At 60.6% G+C, this 22,659-nt stretch carries 22 protein-coding genes and 1 tRNA gene; 5 read left to right on the forward strand and 18 right to left on the reverse strand.

The window, feature by feature from the left end:
• From IFO71_RS22050 to IFO71_RS19380, 4 genes are all read left to right on the forward strand, one after another.
• Positions 1–231 (forward strand): hypothetical protein (locus IFO71_RS22050; protein WP_225444796.1); only part of this gene is annotated, 231 nt, incomplete at its 5' end.
• Between the two features lie 280 nt (positions 232–511).
• The gene (locus IFO71_RS19370) at positions 512–2,812 is read left to right on the forward strand and encodes a DUF1800 family protein (protein ID WP_192031334.1); all 2,301 of its coding nucleotides are present in this window, start codon (positions 512–514) and stop codon (positions 2,810–2,812) included.
• Between the two features lie 12 nt (positions 2,813–2,824).
• Entirely contained in the window at positions 2,825–4,432 is a 1,608-nt protein-coding gene (locus IFO71_RS19375) for a DUF1501 domain-containing protein (protein ID WP_192031335.1), read from the forward strand.
• Complete coding sequence (locus IFO71_RS19380) at positions 4,419–4,991, forward strand: hypothetical protein (protein WP_192031336.1); 573 nt, start codon at positions 4,419–4,421, stop codon at positions 4,989–4,991. Before IFO71_RS19375 ends, IFO71_RS19380 begins: the two co-directional genes overlap by 14 nt.
• A gap of 462 nt (positions 4,992–5,453) precedes the next feature.
• Here the strand turns inward: IFO71_RS19380 and IFO71_RS19385 are convergent, their stop codons facing one another.
• Entirely contained in the window at positions 5,454–6,968 is a 1,515-nt protein-coding gene (locus tag IFO71_RS19385; RefSeq protein ID WP_192031337.1) for a fumarate hydratase, read from the reverse strand.
• A gap of 76 nt (positions 6,969–7,044) precedes the next feature.
• Entirely contained in the window at positions 7,045–8,679 is a 1,635-nt protein-coding gene (locus IFO71_RS19390) for an FMN-binding glutamate synthase family protein (RefSeq protein ID WP_192031338.1), read from the reverse strand.
• A 168-nt stretch (positions 8,680–8,847) separates the two neighbouring features.
• Between IFO71_RS19390 and IFO71_RS19395 the strand changes: the two genes are divergently transcribed.
• Positions 8,848–9,177: a hypothetical protein gene (locus IFO71_RS19395; RefSeq protein ID WP_192031339.1), complete on the forward strand. Its 330-nt coding sequence runs from the start codon at positions 8,848–8,850 to the stop codon at positions 9,175–9,177.
• Between the two features lie 491 nt (positions 9,178–9,668).
• Here the strand turns inward: IFO71_RS19395 and IFO71_RS19400 are convergent, their stop codons facing one another.
• The 16 genes from IFO71_RS19400 to IFO71_RS22705 form a co-directional block, all read right to left on the reverse strand.
• Entirely contained in the window at positions 9,669–11,690 is a 2,022-nt protein-coding gene (locus IFO71_RS19400) for an AAA family ATPase (protein ID WP_192031340.1), read from the reverse strand.
• Positions 11,691–12,006: 316 nt separating this feature from the next.
• Positions 12,007–13,191, reverse strand: coding sequence for a phage major capsid protein (locus IFO71_RS19405; protein ID WP_192031341.1), 1,185 nt, complete (start codon positions 13,189–13,191; stop codon positions 12,007–12,009).
• Between the two features lie 234 nt (positions 13,192–13,425).
• Positions 13,426–13,662, reverse strand: coding sequence for a hypothetical protein (locus IFO71_RS19410; protein ID WP_192031342.1), 237 nt, complete (start codon positions 13,660–13,662; stop codon positions 13,426–13,428).
• Entirely contained in the window at positions 13,659–13,895 is a 237-nt protein-coding gene (locus IFO71_RS19415; RefSeq protein WP_192031343.1) for a hypothetical protein, read from the reverse strand. The genes IFO71_RS19410 and IFO71_RS19415 overlap by 4 nt, the downstream gene beginning before the upstream one ends.
• 235 nt (positions 13,896–14,130) lie before the next feature.
• Entirely contained in the window at positions 14,131–14,466 is a 336-nt protein-coding gene (locus tag IFO71_RS19420; protein ID WP_192031344.1) for a P27 family phage terminase small subunit, read from the reverse strand.
• An 847-nt stretch (positions 14,467–15,313) separates the two neighbouring features.
• A complete protein-coding gene (locus tag IFO71_RS19425; RefSeq protein ID WP_192031345.1) occupies positions 15,314–15,769 on the reverse strand; it encodes a hypothetical protein in 456 nt (151 codons plus the stop codon).
• A 215-nt stretch (positions 15,770–15,984) separates the two neighbouring features.
• A complete protein-coding gene (locus IFO71_RS19430) occupies positions 15,985–16,248 on the reverse strand; it encodes a helix-turn-helix transcriptional regulator (protein WP_225444797.1) in 264 nt (87 codons plus the stop codon).
• A gap of 120 nt (positions 16,249–16,368) precedes the next feature.
• A complete protein-coding gene (locus tag IFO71_RS19435) occupies positions 16,369–16,776 on the reverse strand; it encodes a hypothetical protein (RefSeq protein WP_192031346.1) in 408 nt (135 codons plus the stop codon).
• An 86-nt stretch (positions 16,777–16,862) separates the two neighbouring features.
• Complete coding sequence (locus IFO71_RS19440; protein WP_192031347.1) at positions 16,863–17,075, reverse strand: hypothetical protein; 213 nt, start codon at positions 17,073–17,075, stop codon at positions 16,863–16,865.
• Entirely contained in the window at positions 17,072–17,362 is a 291-nt protein-coding gene (locus tag IFO71_RS19445; protein WP_192031348.1) for a hypothetical protein, read from the reverse strand. Before IFO71_RS19445 ends, IFO71_RS19440 begins: the two co-directional genes overlap by 4 nt.
• A gap of 68 nt (positions 17,363–17,430) precedes the next feature.
• Positions 17,431–18,660 (reverse strand): tyrosine-type recombinase/integrase, encoded by a 1,230-nt coding sequence (locus tag IFO71_RS19450; protein ID WP_192031349.1) that lies wholly within the window; start codon positions 18,658–18,660, stop codon positions 17,431–17,433.
• A gap of 169 nt (positions 18,661–18,829) precedes the next feature.
• Positions 18,830–18,916, reverse strand: a tRNA-Leu gene (locus tag IFO71_RS19455).
• A gap of 84 nt (positions 18,917–19,000) precedes the next feature.
• The gene (locus IFO71_RS19460; RefSeq protein ID WP_192031350.1) at positions 19,001–19,987 is read right to left on the reverse strand and encodes a cytochrome d ubiquinol oxidase subunit II; all 987 of its coding nucleotides are present in this window, start codon (positions 19,985–19,987) and stop codon (positions 19,001–19,003) included.
• Entirely contained in the window at positions 19,980–21,332 is a 1,353-nt protein-coding gene (locus IFO71_RS19465) for a cytochrome ubiquinol oxidase subunit I (protein WP_192031351.1), read from the reverse strand. Before IFO71_RS19465 ends, IFO71_RS19460 begins: the two co-directional genes overlap by 8 nt.
• Entirely contained in the window at positions 21,329–21,901 is a 573-nt protein-coding gene (locus tag IFO71_RS19470) for a GbsR/MarR family transcriptional regulator (RefSeq protein ID WP_192031352.1), read from the reverse strand. Before IFO71_RS19470 ends, IFO71_RS19465 begins: the two co-directional genes overlap by 4 nt.
• 305 nt (positions 21,902–22,206) lie before the next feature.
• Positions 22,207–22,542: a zinc-ribbon domain containing protein gene (locus IFO71_RS22705; protein ID WP_425502922.1), complete on the reverse strand. Its 336-nt coding sequence runs from the start codon at positions 22,540–22,542 to the stop codon at positions 22,207–22,209.
• Between the last annotated feature and the right edge of the window lie 117 nt (positions 22,543–22,659).

Here is a 22,659-nt window from a genome sequence, read left to right on the forward strand (position 1 = left end):
CGGCTGCTACGCAGCAACGGCTACTTCGTAGCCTGCGCCTTCGCTACGCTCGGTCGGCTGCTACGCAGCAACGGCTACTTCGTAGCCTGCGCCTTCGCTATGCTCGGTCGGCTGCTACGCAGCTACGCGGGACTGCGTCCCGATCTCGCCCAAGTGGGGCCCCACCACTTGGGCTCGTCGCGCCTTGCACTCGACGCAAAGTCCTCGGTGATCATCCGCGCCCCTGCATGAAATATCCGGGCTAGCCGCCGTCAGCGCGCCTGCGTCATGCGGCTGACGTTGATCAAACAAGCACAGACAGAGTGCACGACGGGCCGCCACTTAGCATGCCGTTTAACTGAATTGACCCGATAGTTTCCGCTGTTACCAACCCACTCAGCGACAAACGGCAGGAATCTGCCACCCAGTGGTCACGCGTTTTTGACAAACTGCGACCGCTTTCGCAGCCCCTCGACGCCCGGGCAATCACCATTCCGCAACCGGTGAAAGGCCCGTCAACAACGAGACAACTATGCCCAATTTCATCTCCCGTCTCGCCCTCCTGGGCGGCTTGATCCTGGCCGTCGGGCCACTACAGGCACAGGACGTTTTCACCGACAGTTTCGAGACCCCATTCAATTTCCCCAAGGATCAGGCCGAAGCCTCACGGTTTCTGAATCAGGCCACCTTCGGGGCCACCCTGAACACCATCAGCAGCCTGACTTCGAGCAATATCGAGGGCTGGTTGACACAGCAGAAGAACCTGCCGCCGACTCTGAGCCGGGCCTTCCTGGAACAGATCACTGTCAACGAAAACAACGCCAACACCAGCCTGTCGCAGAATCACCGTCTGCACCGCTGGTTCGACGTGGCCGTCACTGCGCCGGATCAGCTGCGGCAACGGGTAGCCTGGGCGCTCAGCCAGATCATCGTGGTGTCCGATCAGGATGCCGGACTCTCTGGTGAACCGATCATGATGGCCGAGTGGAACGATCTGCTCGTTCGCGAGGCCCTGGGCAACTTCCGGGTATTGTTGGGCGCTGTAGCGCGCAGCCCGATGATGGGCCGCTACCTGACCCACCTGCGCAACCGCAAGTTCGAGGTCACGCCGCGCTGCTACGATCAGCGCCCACCGTTGAATGACGACACCTTCAGCGGCAATGGCACCCTGATCGACGAGCGCGACTATCACAGCTGCACCAGCTCCGATGCCACCAACAATGGTCAGGTCGAGCCGATCATCGCCGCCTATCAGCTGCCCAGCGGCGGTCTGATTGCTCCGGATGAAAACTTCGCCCGCGAAGTCATGCAGCTGTTTACCATCGGCTTGATCGAGCGCGATGCCGATTTCAGTCCGCTGCCCAACCCGAGCAATCCACAGCCGACATACGATCAGAAGACGATCACCGAGCTGTCGCGCGTGCTCACCGGCCTTGGCTATCAGTGCTCGGGCAACCGCGTGGTCGGCGGTGTGCCGATCAATCGCAACTGCAACTGCAGTGGCAGCGACTGCAGCTTTGTCACCGGCAATTTCTTCTCAACACCCGGCTCCATCAATATCAATGGCCGCAGCGGTCTGGTTCATCCCGACCGCTACGAACCGATGATCTGCTACCCGCGTTATCACGACACGGGCCGCGACCGCACCGGCATTCAGCTGCCTGGCGATGACACCGCCAACCCGGTGCAGCCGCAAGGCGCGCTGGTGCAGATTGCGCCGGGCCTGAACATTCCCGGCGGCACTCCGGGGCCGGACAAGCAGCTCACCATCGCCGGCACGCTGATGATTTTCCAGAGCGAGGTCAGCCCAGGCCAGACCCGCAATAATGCTTCGCGCTGCGATGAGATCGGCGTCAACAGCCCGCAGACTGACAAGAACACCTGCCTCAACTATTGCAACGACAGCCTGGAAGCTGCGCTGGATCTGCTGTTCCTGGAACCCAACACCGCGGTGATGATCTCGCGCCAGTTGATTCAGCGCCTGGTGACCAGCAACCCAACGCCGCAGTACATCGAGCGCGTCACCCGCGTGTTTGAAAACAACGGCAGCGGCACCCGTGGCGACCTGTTCGCGGTGGTCAAGGCCATCTTGATGGATCCGGAAGCGCGCAGCGCGCCGAGCAATGACGCCGGTTTGGTCAATCGTGGCAAGCCGCGTGAGCCGATGCTCAAGCTGGTGCAGCTGTGGCGTGCATTTGGCGCCATCTCGGGCGACACCCGCGCCGATGGCTATCGCCGCTGGCCCAACATGAGCTGCGGCTCGGTCGGCGGCAGCTGGCCCGACTGCATCTATCAACAACGCCCGCTCGGCGCTCCCACGGTGTTCAACTTCTACGAGCCGGACTTCCAAGCACCGGGCGAGATCGCCACGCTCGGCCTGTTCTCGCCCGAACTGCAGATCGTCAATGAGAGCACCGCCGTGCTGGCCGCCAATGATCTGTTGCTGCAACTGTGTTCCGGTCGCAACAACAGCAACAACTGCAGCTCTCCGCTGTCCGGCACTCCGCCCAATACCCGAGCCTACTTCCCGGACTCGGCGGTGGATGAGTTGGCTGGCACCTGCGGCACCAGCTGCAGCCCGGCCGACGATCAGGCCTTGATCGAAAAGATCAATGTGCGCCTGTTTGGCGGCAGCATGAGCGGCACCCTGGGTGACCTGAACAATGCAGCCAGCGGCGCCAACACGGGACTGAAGGCGGTGCTGTTCAAGCTGCTGCGTGATGGCATCACCACCAGTTTGGGCGAAAGCAACCCGCAAAACACTCGTCGCCGCGAAGCGTTGTACACGCTGCACCTCGCGCTGATTGCCCCCGAGTTCAACACTCAGCGCTAAGGAGATATCCCCATGTCACGCAATTCACGACGCGACTTCCTGCGCGCGGGTGCAGCCAGCCTGGCCTGCGGCGGCTTTAGCACGCTGTTTCCACAAATCGGCCTGATTCCCACTGCGCTCGCTGGCACACCGCAGCCGGGCTACAAGGCACTGGTATGCCTGTTCCTGTCCGGCGGCAACGACGCCTGGAATCTGCTGCTTCCTGGCAACGTTGCGGCGCACGGCCGCTACGTGGCAGCACGCAACGGCCTGCACAACACCTCAAGCAATCTTGGTGGCCTGGCGTTTCCGCATCACAGCGGCAGCGGCTTCATCAATGGCCAGACCCTGCCTGCCTCACTGTCCATCGCCGGTGGTCAATACGGTCTCAATCCGTTTGCGCCTGAACTGAAGACGCTGTACGACCAGGGGCGACTCGCCTTCGTCAACAACATGGGCACTCTGATTGCGCCGGTGACACGGGCCAACTACAACAACTTCCGCCCGCCGCAGCTGTACTCGCATAACGACCAGACCCGACTGTGGCAGATCGGCTCGGGCAGCAGCACTTCAGTGACCCGCGGCTGGGGCGGCATGGTGGCCGGTTACACCGCGCAGATCCCCACCCTGAGCGGATTGCCGCCCACCATCACCCTGTCGGGCCAGAACCGCTTCCTGATTGGCACAACACCAAGCAGTCAGTCGTTTGTTCCGTTCTCGCTGTCGACCTCGTCGTCCACGCCGGCCACACAGATCTCCAACTATCCGCCGCCGACCGCCAGTCAGAGCAGCAATCGCGCTGAGGCCCAGCGTCGAGCGGCACTGGAAGAGCTGCTGAATGCGGCCAGCCCGCAGGCCTTCACCAATGATTTCCGCGACACACTGGATCGTTCCATCAGTCTGGCCGAAGAGGTCTTGAATCCGGCCATTTCTGCGATCGACACCAACGACCCGGTGAACACCCCGTTTGCCGCCATCAGCAGTGATTCGCTGGCCACCCGGCTGCGGCAGATCGCGCGCGTCATCAAGGTCAGTACCGACAACACCCTGGCCAACCCGATCAATGCCAACCGCCAGGTGTTTTACGTCAGCCTGGGGGGTTGGGATACCCATAGCGATCAAATCAACGGGCTCAACTCAGCCAGCGGCCACGCCCGTTTGATCGAACGTGTCTCGCAAGCAGTAGCCGCGTTCTATCAGGCGATGGTGAACATCGGTCGCGCCAGCGACGTCACTCTGTTCAGCGCCAGCGAATTCGGTCGTACCCTCAACTCCAACGGCGACGGCAGCGACCACGCCTGGGGCAGTCTGCAGTTCGCGGTCGGCGGCGCGGTCAATGGCGGCATGTACGGCCGCTATCCGGAAATCGTGCTGAACAACTCGCTCACCGGCACAACCAGCGTCAATGCCACCCAGGGCGAATGCTTCAGTCGCGGTCAATTTCTGCCGACCACGGCGGTCGATCAGTTCGCCGCCACCCTGGCGCGCTGGATGGGTGTCAGCAACAGCGACCTGCCCGTGTTGTTCCCGAACATCGACAACTTCACCCTGGGTGGTCACCCCAACGCCAATCCAGCCAGCACGCCCACCTTCGCCAATTTCTCCAGAATCATCCCAGGGATGATGAATGGCGTGGTTTGACCTGCACCACCGACAGAAAACGCAAAGCCCGGCTTACCCCCGGGCTTTGCGTTCTGTGCGCCGCTCGCTGCCCGTGCTCTTGCTCGGTGTCTGGGCGTGCCTCCCGTTCCAGCGCAGCGAAGCGGCCAGCGGTTGTCAGAATCTGCAGGGTTTGCCGATCAATTTCGCCGTCGACTGGCAACTCGATGTCAAACCGATCATCAATGACACCATGGGCGGCCGCTGCAGCGGCTGCCACAACCCGGGTCAGTTCGACGGTGGCTTCGACATAAGCGATGATGGCAGCGACGCGATCTACAAGATCGTACCGACCTATGTCGAACCCGGTCGGCCCGAACTTAGCTACCTGTTTCAGAAAGTCAATTGCGACACGCCCGACGCCGGCACCCGCATGCCAGCCTCGCAGCCCGGCACGGCCGGTACACCGCTGACCATCGAACAGCAGGGCATCATCTACGACTGGATCGCCCAAGGCGCCCTGGGCGACCTGGAGGGCGAACCGCCGATCGCCCGCGACTTCATCTTCCGCGATGGCGGCGAGAGCTTGCGCTGGTACTGAGTGCAATCCCTCACCGTAACCCATTGATTCGCTAAACCAGCCTTTTCGGAGCCTATTCCCCGTGGGATAAGGTGCCCGACGGGCGGATGAGGGTGCGGACGCCGTGCGGTTGGTCATAACAAGAACTCGAAGACTAAGCCCTACCCCAGACCGCGCCCTGGCCATCGCGCTTGCATGCGCGATGACGAGATGACGCTTTGCTCTCCGTAGGGGAACGAGTCTGAGGTGAGGATCGGACGAAGCCAGGCGCGCGGCTGAACACCTACTCATCGTCCCGAACCGCGAGACATCCGCCGCAAAGCCCCCCTTCCCCGAGAGAGAGAGAAGGAGAAAAGGAAATGAGAGCCTGTCGCTGGGCCTACCCTTCTCCTCCTTTCCCTCTACCGCAGAGGGAAAGGAGAGAAACGGTGAGTTGCAACCCGTGCCGCAACTCGGAAACCTCAATAGTTGATCGGCCTCCCGCTACTCCACCACTACCGGAATCTTGCCAATCTTGGCCTGCCATTCCCGCGGCCCGGACTTGTGCACGGAGTCGCCCCGGCTATCGACCGCCACTGTCACTGGCATGTCCTTCACCTCGAACTCGTAGATCGCTTCCATGCCGAGATCCTCGAACGCTACCACCTTGGCGCCACGAATAGCCTTTGATACCAGATACGCCGCGCCGCCCACCGCGATCAAGTACACCGAACGATGCTTCTTGATCGCTTCGATCGCCAGCGGGCCGCGCTCGGCCTTGCCGATCATGCCCATCAAGCCGGTCTCTGCCAGCACCTGCTCGGTGAACTTGTCCATCCGCGTTGCTGTGGTCGGTCCGGCCGGCCCCACCACTTCTTCGCGCACCGGGTCGACCGGGCCGACGTAGTAGATGAAGCGTCCTTTCAGATCCACGGGTAGCTTCTCGCCGCGGTTCAGCATATCCACCATGCGTTTGTGTGCAGCATCGCGGCCGGTCAGCATCTTGCCGTTCAACAACAGCACATCGCCGGGCTTCCACGCAGCGATCTGTTCAGCGGTAACGGTATCCAAGTTGACCTGCTTGCCGGCACCAGCGTCGTAAGTAAGTTTCGGCCAATGCTCGAGCGACGGCGGCTCCAGATGCGCCGGCCCTGAGCCATCCAGAGTGAAGTGCGCGTGGCGGGTGGCGGCGCAGTTCGGAATCATGGCGATCGGCAGATTGGCCGCGTGGCTGGGAAAATCCCTGATCTTGACGTCGAGCACCGTAGTCAACCCGCCCAAACCCTGCGCGCCAATGCCAAGCGAGTTGACCTTGTCGAACAGTTCGAGGCGTAGTTCCTCTACGCGATTGCTCGGTCCACGCGCAATCAGGTCCTGAATATCCACCGGATCCATCAGCACCTGCTTGGCCATCAGCATGGCCTTCTCCGCGGTGCCGCCAATGCCGATACCGAGCATGCCGGGCGGACACCAGCCGGCGCCCATGGTCGGCACCGTCTTCATTACCCAGTCAACAATCGAATCGGAAGGGTTGAGCATCGCAAACTTTGACTTCGCCTCGGAGCCGCCGCCCTTGGCTGCAACGTCGACCACAACCTTGTCCCCGGGCACCAGCTCGATGCTGATCACCGCCGGCGTATTGTCCTGCGTGTTCTTGCGCTTACCGGCAGGATCAGCCAGCACCGAGGCACGCAGCTTGTTATCAGGATGCAGATAGGCGCGGCGCACGCCCTCATTGACCAGATCATCGATTGAGCGCTCGCCCTCGAAGCGCACGTTCATGCCTATCTTCAGGAACACATTGACGATGCCGGTGTCCTGGCAGATCGGTCGACGCCCTTCCGCACACATGCGCGAGTTGATCAGAATCTGCGCCATCGCGTCGCGCGCAGCGGGCGATTCCTCGCGCTCATAGGCCGCCGCCAAGGCCTGGATGTAATCCACCGGATGGTAGTAGCTGATGTACTGCAAGGCATCGGCGATGCTCTGGATGAAGTCTTCCTGCTTGATGGTGGCCACGTGAGCTGCCTCTGGCTGGGGAACCGGGCAATTCTACTGTGACAGCCGGCCGGATGAGACCCGGTCGGCCCGACGGCTATCGCTGCTTGCTGGTACGCAAGGTCAACACCGAAGGCGGAGCGCTGAACTTGTCGGGGCTGGCGGTTTCCCAGAACACCTTGAACACCGGGTGATCGGGAGTGCCGCTCAACAGTTCTCCGCTGCGGGTCCACTGATACAAGGTGGCCAACGAACGCACTTCGGTAGTGGAAATGCGTCGAATCACGTGCTCGGGCCCCAGTTGGTCGGTGTGCTCCAGACCCGCGGCCGAAAGCAATTCCTTCAGCGCCTTCAAGGTGTTCTGGTGATACAACTCCACCCGCTTCGCCTTGTCCGGCACATTCAGCGCACGCGCACGGCCCGGGTCCTGTGTCGCCACGCCGGTGGGGCATTTGCTGGTATGGCAGCTTTGCGACTGAATGCAACCCAGAGCAAACATGAACCCGCGCGCGGCATTGCACCAGTCGGCCCCCAGGGCGATGGTGCGAGCGATGTCGAATGCCGTAATGACCTTGCCGGCCGCGGCGATGCGGATCTTGCCGCGCAGATTCAATCCGACCAAGGTGTTATGAACCAGCAACAGGGCCTCGACCAGGGGCGCACCGACGTGATTGGTGAACTCAAGCGGCGCCGCGCCGGTGCCGCCTTCAGCACCGTCAACGATGATGAAATCAGGCGCGATGCCGGTGACCTGCATCGCCTTGGCGATGGCAAACCACTCCCAGGGGTGGCCAATCGCCAGCTTGAACCCTACCGGCTTGCCACCGGAAAGTTCGCGCAGCTGAGCAACAAACTCCAGCAACCCACGTGGCGTCGAGAACGCCGAATGGCTGGGCGGCGAAATGCAGTCGACGCCGAGCGGAACACCGCGCGCCGCGGCAATCTCCTCGGTCACTTTTGCCCCAGGCAACACACCTCCGTGCCCTGGCTTGGCACCTTGTGACAGCTTGATCTCGATCATCTTGACCTGGTCGAGCACGGCGTTCTCGCGAAAGCGTTCGGGCGAGAATTGGCCCTTGTCGTCGCGGCATCCAAAATAGCCCGAGCCAATCTCCCACATCAGGTCGCCACCGCGCTCGCGGTGATAGCGCGAAATCGAGCCCTCGCCGGTGTCGTGATAGAAGCGGCCGTTCTTCGCACCCTCATTCAATGCCAGAATGGCATTCGACGACAACGCGCCATAACTCATCGCTGAGATATTGAACACGCTGCAGGAATAGGGCTGCTTGCATTGGTCGCCGCCCACCAGCACGCGAAAATCATGCGACTCGATCTCGCTCGGCACCATCGAATGATTGATCCACTCGTAGCGCTGGGCATACACATCGAGTTGCGTTCCGAACGGGCGCTTGTCCAGCGTATTCTTCGCGCGTTGATACACAATCGCCCGCTGAACCCGTGAGAACGGCAACTCCTCGGTATCGCTCTCAAGAAAATACTGTCGGATCTCCGGCCGAATCGCCTCAAACATGAAGCGGAAATGCGCCAGCAACGGATAGTTCCGTCGCACTGAACTTCTGGTTTGGATCACATCCAGCGTACCAATCGACGCCGGAATCGCCAGCAGCAACGCCCACCAGCCGGCCGGCGGGTAGCTCACCAGCGCCCATGCGCCCAGCGCCAGTGCGGCCAATACAAAACTCAGCCAGGTCCAATAGCGTGAATGCGGCATATACCCCCCGTTGGCAGCCCGCCCTATCCTGCCACGTCCCGCCCGGGAGGCAAGGGGTGCCGAACTCTCCGGCACCTGCACGTATCGCCGACGGGGTTTGGTCGTATGCTTCGGCCACGCCCTTCACCCTCGGCTTGGCGCGCCGCTCTTGCGCTACGGAGTGCTCAGATGTCGCGACGATTGCTTGCCTACTGCCTCGCACTGGCCATGTTCAGTCCGGCCATCGCAGATGACTATCGATTCACCGTTTCCAACAACTCAGACCAGGACATTGTCAGAATCGAGGTATCCGAGGATGGTGAATCCTGGGCGCCCTTTGATATCGGCAGCGGCATTCCAGCCGAGGAGTCAGCCGTGCTGGTCTGGGACGAGAGCACCGACGACAGCAACTGCGAATGGCGATTTCGCGCCACCTTCGAGGAGGGCTACGTCGCCTACTCCGACTCCATCGACTTCTGCGAAGAAGGCGTAGTCATCGAGTTCGACTTCGACGAGTAATGCGTGTTACCGGCGTCGGCGCCGATCGGACGCCGACGCTCGGTTCTCTTCTGACACCTGTGGTGCCGAGACGGGACTCGAACAACCGCTCCAAATGGCTCTTCTAAGCCATTTAAATGACACCATTTCTCAATATGCCCCCGCATGTGCCCCCACCCTTGCAACCCCGCGATAGCCTGATTATTGGGGATAGTTCGGTAAGTATTGCCGCTGCACACCGTGCCTCTTCAAGTGTCTATCTAGCGACTCGCCCGCGTCAGCGTCGGTGTCATCCCAAATCAACTCGACGTCCATAAACTGGCCATCATCTGGCTGCGTGATGATGTTGAACCTTCGATTTACGCCGTCATGAAACCAAGCGTTCGCCAAGTTGCGAGCATCCGTAGCCAAGGATGAAGCACTCAAGAAACCCTCTAGCGTATCCGCCCTGCTGAATCGATAAATTGCGCGCCCCATTGAAAGCAACCCTCCACTATGTGTCTGGCAATCAGTCACTTGAGCACTTTGTTGGCGTGAGCAAACAGCGCGACAAATGCCTCACGCTCATGAGTCCTCAGGCTCGTAGCGTCGTTTTGGCGCACCCATCGCAGGAACGCTTTGGCAAGCTTGTACTTGCTGAAGTTAGCAACGTTCTTGTCGAACACGTCAACGATGCAACGAGCAGGGGCGGCGGCAGCGGCAGCCTGCACATCCCAGCCAAGTTCAGACTTCGCGACATCAATCAGAGACTCTCGCAACAAGTCCTCGATCTCGACGCTCGTGACGAGGCCTGAGTAGAAGTCCTTGGTTCGCATGATCGCCTTCTGGCCCAAAGTATGAATCAGCGTTTCCTGCTTGGCGGCTTGATCACCGGCAGCATCGGAATCCAGTAGCGCCGCAACTTTTAGTTTGTGTGCATGAAGGATAGTAGCGAAGTAGACGACCTTGCCCGCATTTCCTGCTGGGACCAAGGCACATTTCGCATCCAGTGCCTTTTCGCCTGCATCCGAGAGCAAAGCAGACATGGCATCCACGTACCAATAGTCGGTCAGTCCTTCAACCACCAAGTTCCGCTGTTGGGCAAAAAGGCTCTGCGCCATATCGTAGCCAAGCGCTTCTTGAAGCGGAAGCAACGCCGGAGAATCAGATGCTGCAACAGTCACACTTACTTTGGTGCCTTGGTTCCGATCCTTCATTTCGACCACGCGCACCAAGTCAAGCTCATCGGGCCCCACAAGAAACGGAGAGTGAGTGGTGTAGATGGTTTGGTTGTTTTCGGCCAAGCGAGACAGCGTGTTACGAAATTCTCGCTGTTTGAGTCCGTGAAGGCTCATCCCGGGCTCATCCAACAAGAGCACCGCATTATCGTGCTTGTCGGCTGCTTCGGCGAAGAACACGACGAAGAATGAAACCAGCCATTGGAAGCCTTCTGATCGCTGATCGAGCTCTACTTCAACTCCGATCGAATCTTCCACCACCAACTTCAGGTATTGACCATCTGAAACGATTCTCACCTTTGCGGCCTCGCCGCGGCTTTCGTCAGGGGCCCAAATGTGCCGAATCTCATCGGTCAGACGAACGCTGGCGGCATTCAATTGGTAGTGACGCTCGTCTAGCTTTTCTTGGTACTTTGCGACGGCCCCCGCATCGTTGACGTTCGGTCGTTCGGCCGACGCTAGGTTTGACAACTCTCGAGCAGTGAACCCGAGCAACTTTAAGAGGCATTGGTTGCCGTAGTCGTAGTAGTCGTCGTCCAGAGACTTCTGCTCAATCCGAGCAGCCAGATGGTCGAGTTGAATCCTGGGCCTTACTCGAAAATAGTTGTTGAATAGGACGAAGACAGGACACAGGTCACGCAACGCCGACAGAGCTTGGTTATGTCGCTTTGGGCCGCTACAAGCGTCGACCAAACGATCGTGCCGCTCTTCCTCAGCCTTAACGCTTTCGTCAACCAATGGCAGGACAGCATTAAGATGCTGCAACAGCGAATTGCCTTGTTCTTCGGTCAAGTAGAAGTTCGGAGACCAACTCGAATAGAGCTTCTCCAACGCGGCGGCAGCTGCTTCGTGTTTGGCCGCTGTTTCCTCGTCGAATCCTGCCCTCCTGACATGGGCAAGCAATCGCGTGATATCGTTGGAAAGGCCCCGCACGGTGGGCCTGGGGGGACCGCCCTCAACCCCGTGAGCAACGCGATCTGAGGCATACCGCTCAATCCAATAAGTCGCATTCTCAAAACCGGAAGGCAGTTCATCTTGGTCACCGTCTTCGAGCTTGAACCAACCCTTCACGACGAGTGTTTGATCAGGATTGACCACCTTGGTGCGAATCAGGTGATAACGAGACCGCGGAAAATCGCGAAGCGGGTTAAGTTTCTCAACCTCGGGCGGGCGATTTAGATGCTGGATTGCCTGCAAAATCGCTGTTTTTCCAGCCTCGTTTGCGCCAACGAGAATTGTCTTGCCATCTTCGACCTCGAATGAAGTCTCATCGATCACGCTGCGATAGTTTGAGACGCTGACCTTAGCAAGCCGCATAGGATTCCCCTGTCGCTCTGTTTCAGGACAATTTAGCCTCTTGCTGAGCTTCTTGTCTGGACAGGCGTGCGTGAAAAAGTCACTCGCACCAGCGCGAATGGCATTTGACGTCAATCATGGTCAAATGCAGGCATCTGCAGTTGGAAGTGACGACGCCCCGCATCACGCGGGGCCTCGGCCAGCTCGAAGCCTCCCTAGGCCCCCACACTGGCTGCCGGTGTTTACTTCGCTCGCACCGCCGGCTGGCGAGCCGCAGGCCAGGAGTTGACCTGCGTAGCGTGGCGGGGGAGCAACACCCCGCCACGATTTCAGCCGGTTAGCTCGCTGCGCACTTGATCAGCTTGATTGCGTTGTCGTCGAGGATCTTTCCGCCGACACGCTTCCGAACGTAGAGCTTCACTTGGCCCGGGGTGGTGATGTTGTCGTCGAGGGTCACGCGAAGGCCGAACGAATCGGCGATCAGATAGCCGCGGCGCCAGTCACCAAATGCCATCGGGAACGTATTGCTCCCAATGTCCGGCATGCTCTCGTCGGTCACGACCGGGTATCCGCACAACAATGGCGGCTGACCCATGTCGAGTCGATCGGTCCACAGGTAGCGGCCGTCTGCATCCTTCCACTTACGCACAGTTCCCGCGGTGGCCGAGTTCATCAGCCACACTGCGTTCTGTCGGTACGGTGCCCGAAGCGCGTAGATGGTGTCGTAGAGCACGTCGCCCGGGTTGCCAGGGGGCGAGCCCTGCTGATCGAAGGGGAAGGCGCCAGCGACGCCCGTGGGGACGTACTGGAGCGTTCCAAACGATCGCGCCGGGCTGTCGGTGTCGCTGGCGCTGCTCGGCGAGCCGGTAAGGAAGCCCGTCGGCTTGTTCGTGCCGTTGCCGCTCACGAATGCCGCATTTTCCGCAATCGCCAGTTCTTCAGCGCTTGACTCGATAAACCAGGTGGCAATGTCGAATGCCGCATCCGCCACCAGTTCTTCGGTTGCCTTCGGGTAAGCGTAGACCGTGCCGAAGGTCGGCCGCACTTCGCCAAGCTGTGCGTTCTCAGTGGCGCTTCGATTGCCGCTGGTGGCGTCTTCCCCGACCCAGCCGCTGGCCGCGTCGTTGATGTTCACCAGCATGCGGAAGTCAGCGCTCGATACCGTCACCACACGCGCCAGCCGGCGGATAGGAGACAGGTCGCGCATGCGTTTGGCTACTTCGCGGGCCAGTTCCTCGGGCGCCGCATAGCCGCCGCTGGCGAGCGTTCCCAGGCTTGCCGCCTTGGCCTGCACCTCTTCGAGTTCCGCACGTGCCTGTGCACCGCGTGGATCGCGCAGGAAGCGCTCAAAGGCCTTCACGTGGTCAGTGCGGGGAATGCCGCCCTTGCTGGCTGCGGGGTTCCCCGGGGTGTCTACGCGTAGCTCCAGCCTCTCTAGTCGCTGCGAGAACGTGTCTTTGAATTGAGTGAATGCTTCGCCCTGATCGGCGAGCAATTGGTGAATCTGTTCGTTGATACCCATAGTCGTTTCCTCCGCGCAGGCGCACAGATGCGGCGCTGCTGCGCACAAATGTGATGTTCGGGCCTGTGCCCGTTTGGGAAACGTTCTTGCACGGCATTAGCGCTGGCCACCTCCCGTGGCTCGGGCCGTTTTCCGCTGCCTGCTACGTCTCGTAGCTCTGGGCTGCCAGCTCGTCAGCTGTTTTGCTTCGGACTGCCTCTCGCAGAGCCGAAGCTGCACCTCAATTGTACCGCGTTATTGCGTTGTGTTCTCTTGTCGAATCTCCGCGTTTAGTCGGGCAGAAAGGTCTGACAGCCAGACGGACAATTGCTCGCGCCCCACGTCGATTTCCCCGGCCTCAAGTGCGACCGTCCACAGTGCCAGCTGAGCCACTTCCGGTTCGCAGTGTTGCTGCAGGCGAGCCAAGAAAAGGCGCGTTGTTCGAACTGCGGTTTCGAACTTCGCGCGGTCGATTTCGTCTGCACTCTTCATGCGCTTTTCCTTTCGGTTGCCCATCGGCGCCACTCGTACAAATGCGGCTGTTTGTCGGCCGGTATCACTTCGAATTCGCTTAACCCATAGACCGCGTGGCTGATCTGTTCGCGCTCTGCATTGTCCGGCTCGCGCTCAAGCGGTGGCAGGCCGGCGTTCCATGCGGCAAGGGCCTCAGACAGCGCACCAGGACCAACGCGCTGCCGGGTGATGCGTCGGCGCTTGGTGGTCATCGACTGGCCTCCTGTAGCGCTCTGCGCAGCTCTACAGCCTTCGGCCAACTCTGAGCCGCGGCGGAACTAGCAGGCCAAGGGCAATCGCCGTCAGCATCAAGCGGTGACGCTTCCCAGGGACGCAGCCGAAGTGCAGAGCGAAGCCGAGTATCGTCGCCTGCGATGAAGGCCGTCACCGCTTCTTCGGTGATCAAGTCGGTTGTGTGGCGCATGACGCGGGAACGTTTGGTTGCCATTACCATCCTCCAGGGCGGCCGGGTCGGTCGCGTAGCGGTTCAATGTCGAGGTTCAGTGCCTTGATGGCGGCCAGGAAGCCATTGCGCGCGTCTTTCTCCAGATTGCACGCGGGGTTCAACTTAGGCGCCCCATAGCGATCGGTGACCACTTCGCCATGCTTGGCTATCGCTGCCTGCGCCGCGCGTATCCGGTCCAGGCATTCGGCCGCACGTGCGAGCAGCTGCAGGCCAGCAGCGTCGGCAACGGCGTATTCCGCCACTACGTCGCGCCAGAGCTTCCGGCCAGCGTCGGCCAGGTGCCCCGGTGGGTTCGGTTTCTTCGGTCTCAACTGCATTTCAGTTCTCCGTTTTGTGCATGCGAAGGGTCGGCGTCGTATCGCAGGGACTGGCTGTGAAGTTCTGACCCCGCCCCCGGTCCGCTTCGGTCTCGCTCGCCGTCCGCGTCGGATCTGCCAGCCCATCGGTCGGCATGCGGCCTGTAGCGGCCAGCACCCGACGCCACAGCGGCAGGAGCTTCCTCACCTCACGTATGGGTAGCAGTGTCGCCAGTCGCTTCACGTAGCCGCGCGCATGCCCAAGTTGGCGAAGGTGTCGCTCTAGGTGCCGGCGTGCTGCTGAATCGCTGCGGGCGGTCATTGCCGCCTCCTTGGCCGTCGATTGGCCTCGATCTGGCAACGTGTGCGGCAATACCTGCGCTTGCCCATCTTGGCGATCGACATGAGACGACCACAGCAGGCGCAACGGGTGGTGTTGGTGAGCCCGCGCTTCATGCCTTCACCTCACTCAGGCGCGGAGCTGCCAGAAGGGTGCCAAGCGGGTGCCGCTGGCACGCTAGCGCAGTGCTAGCAGTAGCCGTGGAAGGCTTCCGGTAAGCCTTCTCGAAGGCTTCCATCATGTGGTGCAGCTGTTGTACTGATGCTCTTGGTGCAATGGCGCGTGACGTAACGCGTAACGCTTCGAGTGACGCCGTTGTTACGCTTGGAGCGTTACAGCTTGCATGAGAGTGCTCGCCGCTCGGGTGTAGCAGTGCAGAAGAGCGGGTAGAGCAAGAGCAGAAGAGCAGAACAGCGGGCTTCGCCCTGGTATATCTATAAAGCAGTACAAATAGCGAACCCAAAAGGCGCAGAAAACTCGCTGATTGGTACGAATATCGGGCCAATCGGTTGTTGTGGTGAAGCGTCCTTAATGTCGATTGGCCCGAATAGCGGGCTGATTGGCCCGAATAGCGACCTGCGTTTGCGTTTTCTTCCACAGATTGGAAGCCGTCGATTCGGGGAGCACGTCGTGTTTGCCCTTGCACTCGTCGATTGGTAGCCAGCTGATTGCGAACAAACTCGGCCGATGCTTTCCGCCCTGCCGCGTACAGATTAGCCAACCGTGCTCGATCAGTTCCGACTTGGCGCTGTGGAGGGTTCCCTTGCTCTTCCAGCCTCGGTTGCTCATGAATCGCCACGCCAACTGCAGGTCGCCGTTGTTCCCTCCCCGGAATTGCCCCAACAGCTCGACTAGCAGTTTCACTGCATTTCCACTCAGCGATCCGAACTCGGGTGATTCCAGGATGTGACGCGGAATGGCTGCAAAGGGCGGAAGCTTTCCCCTTCCTGTTACTTTGGCTCGATTGCGTTCCGGTGTTGGCATGCGTCATTGCGCCCCCCTCGTGTCAGAGAGAGCTGCCTTCAACTCACGCAGGCCACGACTAAGGCCGTCCAGCTGCCTGATCACCTCATCGATAGCGGCCGGTTTGGGAGCAAACACGCGCCAGGAGCGGCAAGCGATTGGCAGCCGATCCATGGCATCGCAGGCTGAGCCGATTTGCTGGTGTAGTGGCTCCGGGTTGCGCATGGCAGTGGCGTTCATGCGGCCACCTTTCGAGCTGCCACCAGATTTGCCACCAACGCGCGAATGGCTTCATCGTCTGCGCCAGCAAGGCGCGCCTTGTCGATCTCGCCGAGTTCGTGGGCGGGCCACGCGCTGGTGTTGGCTGCGACACGTACAGGGGGCGGGAGAAGGCCCTGAGCAACATCGCGATATAGGCTCGATCGGCCGCGGCGGCGTTGCTGTATCAGGTCGGAGAGTCTCAGCCAGACAATCGGCTGTTTGTTCGGGTGAGTTTGCATCGCTCTTTCCTCTTTGGATTCGTCCCGGTGGATGCCGGGGCGGCCAATCGGTTGGCGATACAGATACTGTTACTGATCAGAGCGCGAAGAAATGCACCTCACGCGTGTTCGGTAGGTTCCCTACCATGACTTGAAGCCATATCTGCGGAATCGATCTCGCAATTCACGATCAGTGATCTTCAATCGCTCGGCTTGTGCTTGTAGCTCTTCGTATTTCGATCCGTGCGGTGCGCGCTGAATTGCATGCCACGCTTCCTGCGCTTCATTGTGGAGTCGCCAGTGCTTGCCATCGGCTCGCGCTTGCGCTGGCGTCCGCGTGAGCAGCTTGTTATGAAATGGCGCATCAGCCACATGGCGAAGCCTACCGGCGATGAATTGCGCGATGGGCTTAGGGAGTGCGTATCCCTCTTCGATCAACTCGGCCGCTTCTCTCAGAACATCGGCCGCCGCCCGTGAGTCCCCACGCAGGGCCAACGCAATCGGATGGGCTGCCAGTCCGCCGATCAGCTGTAGTTCCTCGGGTGTCATTCGAGTGCGCACAGAAGGGGCTTCCAAGCCCCTTGGAAGCCCCGCCGCTTTGGCGGGGCGTTTCGTGGTTGGCTTTTTGGCTGACACTAGCCGCGCGCAGGCTTCAGCCGATCGATCCACGCTTGGACCTTTCGGCGCTGCGGAGGCTTCAAATCCTCTACGCGTCCCATCACGCCTACCTCGGGACCTTCTGGAAACCGATGCAGCGCACGAATGACGGGGCGCCATTCGCCGTTTACGTAAACAATAGCCAGCGGCATGCCGGCCAGCTTAAGCCCCTTGTTTGTCTGGCGCTTCATGACTGGTTCCTCAAGTGGTCGTTGAAGGCTTGAGCAAGCCCGCTCAGCATCGTGCCTGCCAAGGTCAGAGCCTGCAGGTCTTGGACCTCTGCGGCATCGCAGGTGGCTGCGTCCATAAACGAGACGCGATGGAACAGCGCGTTTGACACTGCGGCTGCGGCGGTCAGCGCGTTGTTCAGGTCAGTGCCTACGTCGTCGTGAATCGAGTCAATGGACAGAGGAATCATCCGATCGCCGTAATTGAGGGCCACCACTGGGGGTTGCTGTGTATTCTCTTCAGTTGCCATTTGCGTTCTCCTGGAACGTGAGTGGAAGTCGTCGCCTTGGGGTGTCGTAACCACCCCAGGGCGGCGCGTTACCCGGTCGCCCGGGATCTCTTGCGGCCAATCGGGGTTACCGATGCCGGCTTGTTCAAACCGTCGAGCCAGTCCGCCCAGCGTTGCATGGCTCGCCTGCGCTCTTCGGTGAATTCGGTTCTGTCATATGCCTTTGCCACGTCGCCGCGCTTGGCATGAGCAAGCTGCGCCTCCAGCACGTCTGAATCGATGCCCAGGCGCTCCCTGCCGGCCGTGCGCAGCATTCCGCGGAAACCGTGGGTCGCGTGCTTGCCAGCGAAGCCCATGATGCGCAGGGCCTTGCTCAGCGCGTCTCGGGATAGATGCGGGGTGCTCTGTCGTGCCAGGGGAGGAAAGACGTACTCACGGCCAGCGGTGTAAGCGCGCATCGCTTCAATCAGCGCCACCGCCTGCTTCGGCAGTGGCACGATGTGAGCTTTCCTCATCTTCATCTTGGCGCCTGGAATGCGCCACTCTGCAAGCTGCAGCTCCAGTTCATCCCAGCGCATCGACGCCACCACGCCCGGCCGCTGCGCCGTGTAAGCGCACATGAGCAGCGCGGCCCGGGTCACCTCGGCCGGATAAGCCCGGATTGCTTCCAACAATGCCGCGATTTCTTCCGGCATTGTGGTGGCTGGAATGTGGCCCTTACCCTCGCCCGTCACATACCCGTCCAGCACCAGCAGCCGACCATCGTCGCGAAGCCCGGAGCGAATGGCCTGCTTCACCACGCCCCTAACGTATTGTTTCGCCTTCCGGGCAAGGTCGGGCGTATTCGCGGCCATCTTCTCCAACACGGCGCCGACTTCTCGACTATTCAGCGTGGCGATTTGCCGGCGTTTCAATGGGGGCAGCAGATACGTCTTGCCGACGTACTCAGCTTTCCGCTTGCTCTCAGGCGCCCAGGTCTTGGCCTTGGCCTCAATGTATTCCTGCCAGACCGCGCCAAAGGTGCCACGGGCAGCGCGCTCCTGAGCATCGCGATCAACCTTGCGTTGCTCGGCCGGATCCACACCATCGCGCAGCAGAGCCCGAGCCGCGTCGCGCCGATCGCGTGCCTCGGCGAGCGACACCTCGGGAAATACGCCGAGCGCCAGCCGCTTCTCTTTGCCCGCGTGGCGATACTTGAGGCGCCAGTAGCGGCCGCCCTGCTCGGTCACTTCCAGGTACAGGCCGAGACCATCCCAATGGCGACCCGGCGCCGGGTTTTTCAGCTTGACTGCTGTCAGTTTGTCGGTGGCGTTGGCCATCCTGAGCGGTCCCAATATGCCCCCGCTTGGGGATATGCCCCCAAGGATGCCCCCAAGCCGGCCGGGATGCAATGGCACAGCGACAAACGGCGCAGGACGCCAATTCGCCAAGAATCAGGCACTTTTGGCTGTTTTTCGGAACTGGATGGGACGGGGTGAACCCCTATTGTGGTGCCCGAGACGGGACTCGAACCCGTACAGTATTGCTACCGGCGGATTTTAAGTCCGCTGCGTCTACCGATTCCGCCACCCGGGCATGGCGCGCATGGTAACCGGAAGCGAGCGCGCTGACGAGCGATCCAGATCGGCCTGCCGCAAGGCCCAAACCCGCACCTGGGCACTACTCATAGCTCAATCCCTCCTGCCTGCCCCAGAACACCCGATACACAAATACCGTGTAGCCGAGAATGAACGGCAGCGTGATGGCCGCCCCGACCAAGATGATCTTCAATGTGGCAGGGCTGGCGGCTGCTTGCCACAGGGTGAGCTGGTCGATGACCAGATACGGAAACAGGCTGTAGGCCAGCCCGGTGAAACAAAGCGTTAGTAGGGCGACGGCTGTTGCGAACGGCCACCAGTCGCGATTGGTGCCGGCATGACGCAGATGGCGGTCTGCCAGCATCACCAGCACAGCACAGCCTAGCGGCAATGGCAGCAAGAACAGAAGCTCGGGGAGTTGGAACCACTTGTCGTAGATGCGCTCGCTGACCAAGGGCGTGGCGATGCTTACCGCAGCGATGCCCAATGCAGTACCCCAAAGGGCGCGCCTGGCCCACATCCTGGCGAAATCGGTCAGGCTTCGCGATGCTTTCAGCATCACCCAGCCGGCGCCGAGCAATAGGTAGGCTGCGGCCACACAGGCGGCGATCAGGGCCGAGAACGCAAGGCCCAAGGCATCATCGCGAAACCCGGTGACGTAGCTACCGAGCATCCAGCCCTGCGCCAGCGATGCTATCAACGAACCGGCAAAGAACAGCCTGTCCCACAGGGCCTTCATTGAATCCTGCGCCTTGACCCGAAAGTCGAACGCCACCCCACGCAGAATCAGGCCGACCAGCATGATGGCCACCGGTAAGTACAGCGCGCCAAGGATGATGCCGTGCGCAGTCGGAAAGGCCACCAGCAACAGCCCAACGCCCAGCACCAGCCAGGTTTCATTGGCATCCCAGAATGGCCCGATCGAGGCGATCATCCGATCACGCTCAGCGCCCGGCTGCACGGCCACGAACAGCATGCCCACCCCAAGATCGTAGCCATCGAGCAGCACGTACAGCCACATCGACAGGCCCATCAGCACAACGAAAATCAGCGGCAGCATCTCATCCATGGGCCACCTCCGGGGACGCACTGCTCGCCACAGCCCTGCCCTGCTTGGCCGCCATATGGAACAGCACCGACACGTAGGCAATCAGCAGACCAAGGTAGAGCAGTAGATACAAGGCCAGACTGAGTGCAATCGACTCACCGGGGACCGACGATGCGGCTTCGGCCGTTCTTAACATGCCGTACACCATGAATGGCTGACGACCCACTTCAGTTACATACCAGCCGGCCAGGGTCGCCACCCAGCCGGAAAAACTCATCCAAACCAGCAGTTTCATCAACAGCCCGGGCAAACCTGAATCTGTTCTTCGCTGTCGCCACAGATGCCATGCCCCCCACCAGGACAGCAGCCACATCAAGACGCCCATACCGACCATGACACGAAAGGCAAAGAACACCGGCGCCACCGGTGGCGTGGCGTCGGGGAAACTGCTCAGCCCCTTGATCTCACCCTCCAGCTCATGGGTGAGGATCAGGCTGGCCAGCTTGGGAACGCCAATGGCGAAATCGTTGCGCTGCTCCGCCTGATTTGGCCAGGCAAACAGCAAGGCAGGCGCGCCGCGCTCGTCGTGCCAGATACCCTCCATCGCTGCGATCTTGGCCGGCTGATGCTGCAGCGTGTTAAGACCATGCATGTCACCGACCAGAACCTGCACCGGGATCAACAAGGCCGCCAGCCAGACTCCGGTGCCCAGCGCCAATCGCACATCGCGACCGCGATCACCACGCAACCAGCGATAGGCCGACAAACCCGCCACCAGAAAGGCGCAGGTCAGACCCGAAGCCAACAACACATGAGCCAGACGGTAGGGAAAGGAAGGGTTGAATACGACCTGAAACCAGTCGGTGACCACCGCCTGCCCCTCCACCCACTCCACCCCCGCCGGTGTCTGCATCCACGAGTTGAGCGCCAGTATCCAGAAGGCAGAAGCACTGGTTCCAAACGCCACCAGGAAGGTGGCCAAGGTATGCATTCGTTCGCCCACTCGTTGCCGACCGAACAGCATCACGCCAAGAAAGCTGGCTTCCAGAAAGAACGCCGTCAGCACCTCGTAGGCCAGCAGCGGCCCCGCCACATTGCCCACCTTCATCATGTAGCCCGGCCAATTGGTGCCGAACTGAAAGCTCATCGTCACTCCACTCACCACGCCCAGGGCGAAACTCAAGGCGAAGACCTTGACGAAGAAGCCGTACACCTGCATCCAGGCCGGATCTGCGCTGCGCCGATAGCGCAGCTTGAAGTACAAGAGCAGCCAGCCCAGTGCGATCGTGATCGTCGGAAACAGGATGTGGAAGCTGATATTGGCGGCGAACTGCAGTCGGGCCAGCAAAATCGGATCGAAGCTCATGCTGTGCCCTCCGCATCTGATGCCCGGCTCTTCCCGCGCAAGCGATCCTTGAACTCCAGCAACCGCGCCACACTGCTTCCCAGCGCCATCAGACGCACCAAGGTGTCAGGCGACAGCTTGCGCACATCGGCAAACCAGTCGGTCAGCTGCTCAATCAATCCATGCATCGCCCGCATCCGATCCTGCGCACGCCGCTCGCGCGGGTCGGTGGGTGCCTCCAGCAGTGCGTCACGCAGCATTGAAAGCGTTGGATCGACCTCGCGGCGTTGTCGTTCCTCCGCCAGGGTGACGAAGATCTGCCAGACATCCTCTGGCGCGCTGAAGTAATCGCGCCGATCGCCAGGCTGATGACTCAATCGCACCAGACGCCAGCTCTGCAGCTCTTTCAGCCCCATCGACACGTTCGAACGGCTCACCCCCAGCTGCTCGGTTATGTCGTCCGCGTGCATAGGCTCAGCCGACAAGAACAGCAAGGCATAGATCTGACCGACCGTTCGGTTGACCCCCCAGCGGCTGCCCATCTCACCAAAATGCAACACAAAACGCTGCGTAAGCGGAGGAAGCTCCATGGCCCATTTCCGTAGTTTCAGAATTTTCTGAAATTTTAGATGTCCATGATGTAGATCAGGTGAACGGCGCTTGGCTGGCCACCTGCTGGTCCGGGCAGAACCCTGTGGGCAACAACACGCGCACCCAACCAGCTACCGAAGCAGCCCGCTGGCGCAAGCGGACCCTAACGGGCCGAGCGACCCTCGGTCTGAGCCGGTCGAACGTCGATCCCTGAGCGTGTCGAAGCCCGCGGAAATCGAACACTCGCCGCGTTCACTCCCTGTGCGCCGTGCATCGCCAGCCTTGACAGGCCCAACGCTACCAGCTAGAGCCGCACCAACAGCTTTCGCAGCTGGCTGATCTTTGCTGAATCCTTCCGGGGGCCGTAGCGCGGCAACATTTCCAGCACCTCCAACCAGCGTTGAAGGGCCGCAGAATCTCCGAGCACCTCGCTCCGCCTCTCCCTCCAAGCGGCAATGAACCGATCCCTCTCCCGCTCTAAACCAACCCGAACTGCATAGCAGTCATCGCACAGCGATGGCCCCCACTCGAGTCGCTTCTTGAGCACTTCTCGAGCATATTTCTGATCCTCAGCCGAGAACACACAATCGCACCCGCAACCCCTACAGATGTACGGCAGAGGCCGATAGCATTCCGGAATGTGTCAATGGTTTGAGACAGCTTGAATCGTGATTTTAGTGAGCTTTGTTCCCCGTTGACGCTGATTGATCGAGCGGTCGATTGATAAAGACCTGTTCTGGAACGATGGGTGGGCTGG

This window comes from Pseudomarimonas arenosa, from assembly GCF_014841215.1.
GTDB classification, from domain to species: Bacteria; Pseudomonadota; Gammaproteobacteria; order Xanthomonadales; family Xanthomonadaceae; genus Pseudomarimonas; species Pseudomarimonas arenosa.

What these genes read in the sequence shown, in the direction of transcription:
- IFO71_RS19370 (WP_192031334.1), top strand. Translation starts at nt 512, where the DNA reads ATGCCCAATTTCATCTCCCGTCTCGCCCTCCTGGGCGGCTTGATCCTG.
- IFO71_RS19375 (WP_192031335.1), top strand. Translation starts at nt 2,825, where the DNA reads ATGTCACGCAATTCACGACGCGACTTCCTGCGCGCGGGTGCAGCCAGC.
- IFO71_RS19380 (WP_192031336.1), top strand. Translation starts at nt 4,419, where the DNA reads ATGGCGTGGTTTGACCTGCACCACCGACAGAAAACGCAAAGCCCGGCT.
- IFO71_RS19390 (WP_192031338.1), bottom strand. Translation starts at nt 8,679, where the DNA reads ATGCCGCATTCACGCTATTGGACCTGGCTGAGTTTTGTATTGGCCGCA.
- IFO71_RS19395 (WP_192031339.1), top strand. Translation starts at nt 8,848, where the DNA reads ATGTCGCGACGATTGCTTGCCTACTGCCTCGCACTGGCCATGTTCAGT.
- IFO71_RS19400 (WP_192031340.1), bottom strand. Translation starts at nt 11,690, where the DNA reads ATGCGGCTTGCTAAGGTCAGCGTCTCAAACTATCGCAGCGTGATCGAT.
- IFO71_RS19405 (WP_192031341.1), bottom strand. Translation starts at nt 13,191, where the DNA reads ATGGGTATCAACGAACAGATTCACCAATTGCTCGCCGATCAGGGCGAA.
- IFO71_RS19410 (WP_192031342.1), bottom strand. Translation starts at nt 13,662, where the DNA reads ATGAAGAGTGCAGACGAAATCGACCGCGCGAAGTTCGAAACCGCAGTT.
- IFO71_RS19415 (WP_192031343.1), bottom strand. Translation starts at nt 13,895, where the DNA reads ATGACCACCAAGCGCCGACGCATCACCCGGCAGCGCGTTGGTCCTGGT.
- IFO71_RS19420 (WP_192031344.1), bottom strand. Translation starts at nt 14,466, where the DNA reads ATGCAGTTGAGACCGAAGAAACCGAACCCACCGGGGCACCTGGCCGAC.
- IFO71_RS19425 (WP_192031345.1), bottom strand. Translation starts at nt 15,769, where the DNA reads ATGCCAACACCGGAACGCAATCGAGCCAAAGTAACAGGAAGGGGAAAG.
- IFO71_RS19430 (WP_225444797.1), bottom strand. Translation starts at nt 16,248, where the DNA reads ATGCAAACTCACCCGAACAAACAGCCGATTGTCTGGCTGAGACTCTCC.
- IFO71_RS19435 (WP_192031346.1), bottom strand. Translation starts at nt 16,776, where the DNA reads ATGACACCCGAGGAACTACAGCTGATCGGCGGACTGGCAGCCCATCCG.
- IFO71_RS19440 (WP_192031347.1), bottom strand. Translation starts at nt 17,075, where the DNA reads ATGAAGCGCCAGACAAACAAGGGGCTTAAGCTGGCCGGCATGCCGCTG.
- IFO71_RS19445 (WP_192031348.1), bottom strand. Translation starts at nt 17,362, where the DNA reads ATGGCAACTGAAGAGAATACACAGCAACCCCCAGTGGTGGCCCTCAAT.
- IFO71_RS19450 (WP_192031349.1), bottom strand. Translation starts at nt 18,660, where the DNA reads ATGGCCAACGCCACCGACAAACTGACAGCAGTCAAGCTGAAAAACCCG.
- IFO71_RS19460 (WP_192031350.1), bottom strand. Translation starts at nt 19,987, where the DNA reads ATGGATGAGATGCTGCCGCTGATTTTCGTTGTGCTGATGGGCCTGTCG.
- IFO71_RS19465 (WP_192031351.1), bottom strand. Translation starts at nt 21,332, where the DNA reads ATGAGCTTCGATCCGATTTTGCTGGCCCGACTGCAGTTCGCCGCCAAT.
- IFO71_RS19470 (WP_192031352.1), bottom strand. Translation starts at nt 21,901, where the DNA reads ATGGAGCTTCCTCCGCTTACGCAGCGTTTTGTGTTGCATTTTGGTGAG.